Source organism: Alcaligenes parafaecalis (assembly GCF_026344135.1).
GTDB lineage: Bacteria > Pseudomonadota > Gammaproteobacteria > Burkholderiales > Burkholderiaceae_B > Alcaligenes > Alcaligenes parafaecalis.
The window spans coordinates 35,122-41,193 of the sequence record NZ_JAPKNA010000008.1; the positions used below are offsets into that span (position 1 = coordinate 35,122).

The window sequence follows — 6,072 nt, forward strand, 5'->3', positions numbered from 1 at the left end:
AGTGTTCGCCCCTTACTTGCGCTTACGGCGCGAAACAATCATGTTGTCTGTGCGCTTGTTACGACGGGTGCGGTAGCCCTTTGCAGGAGTACCCCATGGGCTGACTGGCTCACGGCCTTCACCCGTACGACCTTCACCACCACCGTGCGGGTGATCGACTGGGTTCATCGCCACACCGCGAACGGTTGGGCGAATACCACGCCAGCGAACAGCACCGGCTTTACCGATTTGACGCAGGCTGTGATCGTGGTTGCTGACTTCGCCAATCGTGGCGCGGCAGTCGATGTGAATGCGGCGAACTTCACCGGAACGCAGACGCACTTGAGCGTACGTGCCTTCACGAGCCAGCAACACAGCGGAACCACCAGCGGAACGAGCGATTTGAGCACCCTTACCAGGCAGCATCTCGATGCAGTGAATGGTTTGACCCACAGGAATGTTGCGGATAGGCAATGTGTTGCCGGAACGGATTGGAGCTTCCGCGCCAGAGAACACCGTTGCACCCACTTCCAGACCACGAGGGGCGATGATGTAACGACGCTCGCCGTCTGCGTAGCACACCAATGCGATGTGAGCGCTGCGGTTAGGGTCGTATTCCAGACGTTCTACTTTCGCAGGAATACCGTCCTTGTTGCGACGGAAGTCGACAATACGGTAGTGCTGCTTGTGACCGCCGCCACGGTGACGAACCGTGATGTGGCCGTTGTTGTTACGGCCAGCAGTACTGGATTTCTTTTCCAGCAAAGCCGCGTGAGGAGCGCCTTTGTGCAGTTCAGGGTGAACTACTTTGATCATGCCACGGCGACCTGGCGACGTTGGTTTTACTTTTACCAATGCCATATTAGTTCACCTCAGAAAAGTCGAGTTCCTGACCGGGCTTGAGCGAGACATATGCCTTGCGCACACTGCGGCGGCGACCCATGAAACGGCCAAAGCGCTTTTCTTTGCCCTTCTGATTGAGCACCTGCACCGACTCAACTTCTACTTTGAACAGCAGTTCAATAGCAGCTTTGATTTCAGGCTTGGTAGCATCAGGAGCGACGCGGAAAGCGATTTGCTGATTTTTTTCGGCAACGTACGTGGCTTTTTCAGTCACGACAGGTGCCAGAATGACTTGCAATAGACGTTCGGCGTTCATCCCAACATCTCCTCAAACTGAGCGACAGCCGCTTTGGTGACCAACACTTTTTTGTAGTGGATCAGGGACAGCGGGTCAGCGTAGCGTGGCTCAACCACAGCAACGTGAGGCAGGTTACGCGTAGCCAAGTACACGTTCTCGTCCAGCGCGTCGGTGATGATCAGCACGGATTCCAGGCCCAGGTCTTTCAGCTTGTTGGCTGCCAGACGGGTCTTGGGTGCTTCCAGAGTGAAGGAATCAACAACCAACAGACGCTCGTCACGGACCAACTGAGACAGAATCGCGCTGATACCGGCGCGGTACATCTTCTTGTTGACCTTGTGCGTGTAGTTTTCTTCACCGGTGTTGGGGAATGCACGACCGCCTCCACGCCACACGGGCGAGGATGTCATACCAGCACGAGCGCGGCCGGTGCCTTTCTGGCGCCATGGCTTCTTGGTGCTGTGGTTGACTTCGGCACGAGTCAATTGCTTGCTGTTACCGCTGCGAGCATTGGACTGGTATGCAACAACGATCTGGTGAACCAGGGCTTCGTTGAATTCACGACCGAAAACGGTTTCGTTGGCCTGCAATGTGGATGCAGCTTGGCCTTGTTCGTTCAGGAGCTTCAGTTCCATGGATTAGGCTCCTTTCACAGCAGGGCGCACAACGATATTGGCATTCTTGTGACCTGGGACAGCGCCCCGGACCAACAACAAGCCACGCTCGGCGTCGACGCGGATCACGTCAAGATTCTGAACCGTACGGGTAACGTCACCCATATGGCCCGACATTTTTTTACCTTTGAACACACGGCCTGGATCCTGGGCTTGACCAATGGAACCGGGTACGCGGTGCGAGCGCGAGTTACCGTGGCTGTTACGCTGGCCGCCAAAATTGTGGCGTTTGATGGTACCGGCAAAGCCTTTACCGATCGTGGTGCCCGTAACGTCAACCTTCTGACCCGCTTCGAAAATGCTTTCCACAGCAACTACGGAACCGGCGGAAAGCTCGGCGATAGCAGCGGGGTCGAGGCGGAATTCTTTCAGGATGCTGCCAGCTTCAACGCCAGCTTTTGCATAGTGCCCTGCCTGGGGCTTGGTAACGCGTGTTGCACGACGGGTGCCAAAGGCAACCTGTACAGCAGCGTAACCGTCAACTGCGGGCGTCTTGACCTGGGTGATGCGGTTGTTGGACACGTCCAGCACGGTCACAGGGATGGACTCGCCTTCCTCTGTAAACACACGGGTCATGCCAACTTTACGCCCAACAAGGCCCAGCCGCCACGCGGCAGGCGTAGGTGTCGAGTTCGACATCGTTTTCTCCATTCCCAACTACGATTGGTCGGGGCTAACTGAGAGTACACGCAATGATTTGCGCGACGACCATAGCCAAAACTTTTTGGCTAAGCTAGTAAATATAGCACGCGGCTGTAAAGCCAAGCAAGATTTACTGCAAAAATCGGCCCTAAACTGCTTGATTGACAACAGTTTTTTCAAATTCGAAGGGCTTGGCTATAAAGCATCGATCAGGAAAATTGATCAAGGCCTCAGTTTCTATTGGTGCGCCTTATTCACAAAGCGGGCTACGTATTCGTTCACCGGCTCATCACGAATTTGGGCCGGAGTGCCGCTTTGTTCCACCCTGCCCTCGCGCAAAACCACAATGTGCTGACCCAGCCTCAAAGCCTCATCAATATCGTGAGTAATAAAGATGATGGTTTTGTTCAGGCTGCTTTGCAGGCGCAAAAGCTCATCCTGCATCTCGTAACGAATCAAGGGATCCAGAGCCGAGAAGGCCTCATCCATCAGCAGAATATCGGCATCGACGGCCAAGGCTCTGGCCAAACCTACCCGTTGCTGCATTCCGCCTGACAGTTCATCGGGGTAATTGTCGGCATAGTCCTGCAGGCCCACTCGCTCCAGCCATTGCCGAGCCTGCTCTCGGGCTTGTGAGCGCTTGTCACCTCGCACCTCCAGGCCAAAGGCGACATTCTCCACCACCGTCAAATGGGGCAGCAAACCAAAGGCCTGGAACACCATACTGATTCCAAAACGGCGAAACTGCCGCAAGCTGGCCATATCCAGTTGCAGTATGTCCTGTCCATCTACCAATACTTGCCCGGCGCTGGGATCAATCAGGCGATTGATATGGCGTACCAAGGTAGATTTGCCCGAACCGGATAAACCCATCACGCAGGAGATCTGTTGCGCTGGGAAGCAAGCATTCACACCAGCCAGACCCACAATACAATCCGTCTGCTTTTGTACGGCTTGCTTGTCGGCCCCCTGCTTTAGAAGCTCAACGGCTTCTGTTGCCCGATTACCAAAGACTTTATAAACATCACGCAGCTCTATCTTGCAGGCCTGCTCAATGGTGACGTTGGAGCCTGTGTTCATACTTGCCTCCTGACCTTGCGACGATGACGCTGGGAACGACCAAAGGATTGGGAAATCCGGTCAATCACAATGGCCAGGATCACAATCGCTACCCCCGCCTGCAAGCCACGCCCTATATCCAATGTCTGAATACCCGCCAAGACATCCTCCCCCAAACCTTGGGCACCGATCATGGAAGCCACCACCACCATGGACAGAGCCATCATGGTGGTCTGATTGATACCCGCCATGATGCTGGGCCGAGCCAAAGGCAACGTAACTTTAGTCAGCATTTGCCAACGCGTAACGCCATACGCCTGTGCGGCTTCCATGACGTGTTTATCTACTTGTCGTAATCCCAAGCTGGTCAGACGAATCAAGGGTGGCACCGCATAAACGACGGTCGCCAGGACGGCAGGCACCTTCCCCAAGCCAAACAACATCAGCACTGGAATCAGGTAAACAAAGCTGGGCATGGTTTGCATCACATCCAGCACGGGCGTCAGAACTTTTCTAAGCAGGCGACTGCGGGCGCTAAGAATGCCGACCGGCACACCAATCAGGACTGAAAAAACAGTCGCTACCAACACCAAGGTGAAGGTTTGCATCAGCTTGTCCCACAGGCCCATTGCACCTATCAGATACAGGCCACCGACATAAAGCAGCACAGGAAAAAAGCGCCGTTGCCCCCACCAGGCGAGTAAACCGGTCAAAACCAGAATGGCCCACGCAGGCACCTGCTGCAAGACACGCTCTACTGGCAAGATGGCATGCGTCAAAACCCAGGCGCTGATCTGGCGAAAGCCAGTTCCCCAATCCTGCACAGCAACCAACAACTGACGATTAACCCAATCTGCCGCTGACCACTCGGGGAAGAAGCGGGACTGCGCCGTAGCCACTGGTTTTGTTACTTGGGGTTCCAAAGCAGCCTGCAAGCGATCTGCCTGAGCCACTGGCATCCACTGACGCCATTGCTCGGTGTTCTCTTTCAGGAACTTCTGTACCTGGGTACTGGCGTTTTGCCCGCCTTCCGTCATACCCAGAATAATCGTATTCATTTGCTCAGGCTCTAGCTGGATCTTCTCAAACAAAGCCACCAGCTCGGGGGAAGACTCCACGAAAGGTGTGGAGGCTGCTACGCCAATATGCGCCAGGATAAAGTCCGTAGGACAAACCTTTCCTTTGCCCGAAACGGCAGCTTCCCAGCAACTCTCATTGAAAGGCGCACTACGCAGCTTTTTGAAGGAGTACTTGGCCATCAGGCCTGCAGGCTGCCAGTAGTAGAAAAGGATAGGCTCGCGTCTGTCATAGGCAGCACTGATAGCCGCATCCAGAGCCGCACCCGTACCAGGCCGGAAATTTTGATAATGCTCGCCCAGACCATAGAGATCAAACAGGCGGCTATTGAAGGTTTCACATACCCAGCCAGAGGGGCAATTATAAAAGCGGCCCTTGTCAGGCTGCTCCGGATCACTAAAGACCGTGGCGTAGCGTCCCAAATCTTCCACTTTCTGCAGGTTGGGGGCTACTGGCTTGATGCCCTTTTCCGGGTCGCCATCGACCACATAGTCCGGGACGTACCAGCCCTGCTCGGCTCCACCCTTCAAAGTATTGCCAATCACCTGCACCTGACCGGCTTTAATGGCCTTCTCGATAATCTCGGTCCGCCCGGACCAGATCTCGCCAATCACTTGTATATCGTTTTGTGCCAGTGCACTTTCCAGAGCCGCTGAAGAACCCGGGACACGCTCGGTTTTGCAGCCGTAGGCCTTCTCCAGAATCTGCTGATAGAGCTCAGTGCTAAACGCGGCGCTTTCCCAGCTCAGGTCTGCCAGTCGTATGGGCTTATCTGACTGGCACACTTGCGCCGACGCATTGGTCCCCCACAGGCACAGCCACAAAACCAGGAAGCACCATAGGCCCAGGAACGGCGTTCGTCTCCGATTTATCATTCTTGTCCTCCTTCACCTTGCCCATCGTCGCATTTGTTGCCAACGCAAAGTGTGTCCGGTCGTAAGAGAATGGACGAAAAAAAACGCCATGCTTTTGCATGGCGTTTCTTTCGATGTATCTCGAACAGCTAAGCAGAAATTACTGCAGAGCGATTTCGACGTCTACACCGGCTGGCAAATCCAGACGCATCAGAGCGTCGACGGTCTTGTCTGTAGGATCGACAATGTCCATCAAGCGCTGGTGGGTACGCATTTCAAACTGATCGCGCGATGTCTTGTTGACGTGCGGCGAACGCAGAATGTCGTAGCGACGGATACGTGTTGGCAGTGGTACTGGACCACGAACAACAGCGCCAGTGCGCTTGGCGGTTTCTACGATCTCAGCAGCAGACTGATCGATCAACTTGTAATCGTAAGCCTTCAGACGGATGCGGATTTTCTGGTTTTTCATGGGTAATCCTAAAGAACGATATAAGTGGGGGCTTTTTATCACTGACATCCGGGATTCCGAATGATTCAGGGTAAAAAATCCCCTTTTTGGGGGTAGCAAACCAAAACTGCAGCGCGAAGGTTTGACCCTTCACGCTGCAGGCAAGGCTTATTACTTCAAGATTTTTGCAACCAC

The 6,072-nt window shown here is 54.3% G+C and carries 7 protein-coding genes; all 7 read right to left on the bottom strand.

The window, feature by feature from the left end:
* Positions 1-12 precede the first annotated feature (12 nt).
* Positions 13-840, bottom strand: a complete 828-nt coding sequence (gene rplB, locus OSH09_RS17925; RefSeq protein ID WP_207872631.1) for a 50S ribosomal protein L2 — start codon at positions 838-840, stop codon at positions 13-15.
* A gap of 1 nt (position 841) precedes the next feature.
* On the bottom strand, positions 842-1,138 hold the full coding sequence (rplW, locus tag OSH09_RS17930; RefSeq protein ID WP_003803043.1) for a 50S ribosomal protein L23: 297 nt from the start codon (positions 1,136-1,138) through the stop codon (positions 842-844).
* Complete coding sequence (gene rplD, locus OSH09_RS17935; protein WP_094198176.1) at positions 1,135-1,755, bottom strand: 50S ribosomal protein L4; 621 nt, start codon at positions 1,753-1,755, stop codon at positions 1,135-1,137. The genes rplW and rplD overlap by 4 nt, the downstream gene beginning before the upstream one ends.
* Before the next feature lie 3 nt (positions 1,756-1,758).
* Positions 1,759-2,433 carry a 50S ribosomal protein L3 gene (gene rplC / locus OSH09_RS17940; protein WP_003803046.1) on the bottom strand — a complete coding sequence of 225 codons (675 nt, stop codon included), beginning with the start codon at positions 2,431-2,433 and terminating at the stop codon, positions 1,759-1,761.
* A 240-nt stretch (positions 2,434-2,673) separates the two neighbouring features.
* Positions 2,674-3,516 carry an ATP-binding cassette domain-containing protein gene (locus OSH09_RS17945; RefSeq protein WP_266121764.1) on the bottom strand — a complete coding sequence of 281 codons (843 nt, stop codon included), beginning with the start codon at positions 3,514-3,516 and terminating at the stop codon, positions 2,674-2,676.
* Complete coding sequence (locus OSH09_RS18355; protein WP_266121765.1) at positions 3,513-5,447, bottom strand: glycine betaine ABC transporter substrate-binding protein; 1,935 nt, start codon at positions 5,445-5,447, stop codon at positions 3,513-3,515. The genes OSH09_RS17945 and OSH09_RS18355 overlap by 4 nt, the downstream gene beginning before the upstream one ends.
* A 139-nt stretch (positions 5,448-5,586) precedes the next feature.
* A complete protein-coding gene (rpsJ, locus tag OSH09_RS17955; RefSeq protein WP_003803053.1) occupies positions 5,587-5,898 on the bottom strand; it encodes a 30S ribosomal protein S10 in 312 nt (103 codons plus the stop codon).
* Positions 5,899-6,072: the final 174 nt, after the last annotated feature.

Coding starts and splice junctions, on each gene's coding strand:
- rplB (WP_207872631.1), bottom strand. CDS start 840: ATGGCATTGGTAAAAGTAAAACCAACGTCGCCAGGTCGCCGTGGCATG.
- rplW (WP_003803043.1), bottom strand. CDS start 1,138: ATGAACGCCGAACGTCTATTGCAAGTCATTCTGGCACCTGTCGTGACT.
- rplD (WP_094198176.1), bottom strand. CDS start 1,755: ATGGAACTGAAGCTCCTGAACGAACAAGGCCAAGCTGCATCCACATTG.
- rplC (WP_003803046.1), bottom strand. CDS start 2,433: ATGTCGAACTCGACACCTACGCCTGCCGCGTGGCGGCTGGGCCTTGTT.
- OSH09_RS17945 (WP_266121764.1), bottom strand. CDS start 3,516: ATGAACACAGGCTCCAACGTCACCATTGAGCAGGCCTGCAAGATAGAG.
- OSH09_RS18355 (WP_266121765.1), bottom strand. CDS start 5,447: ATGATAAATCGGAGACGAACGCCGTTCCTGGGCCTATGGTGCTTCCTG.
- rpsJ (WP_003803053.1), bottom strand. CDS start 5,898: ATGAAAAACCAGAAAATCCGCATCCGTCTGAAGGCTTACGATTACAAG.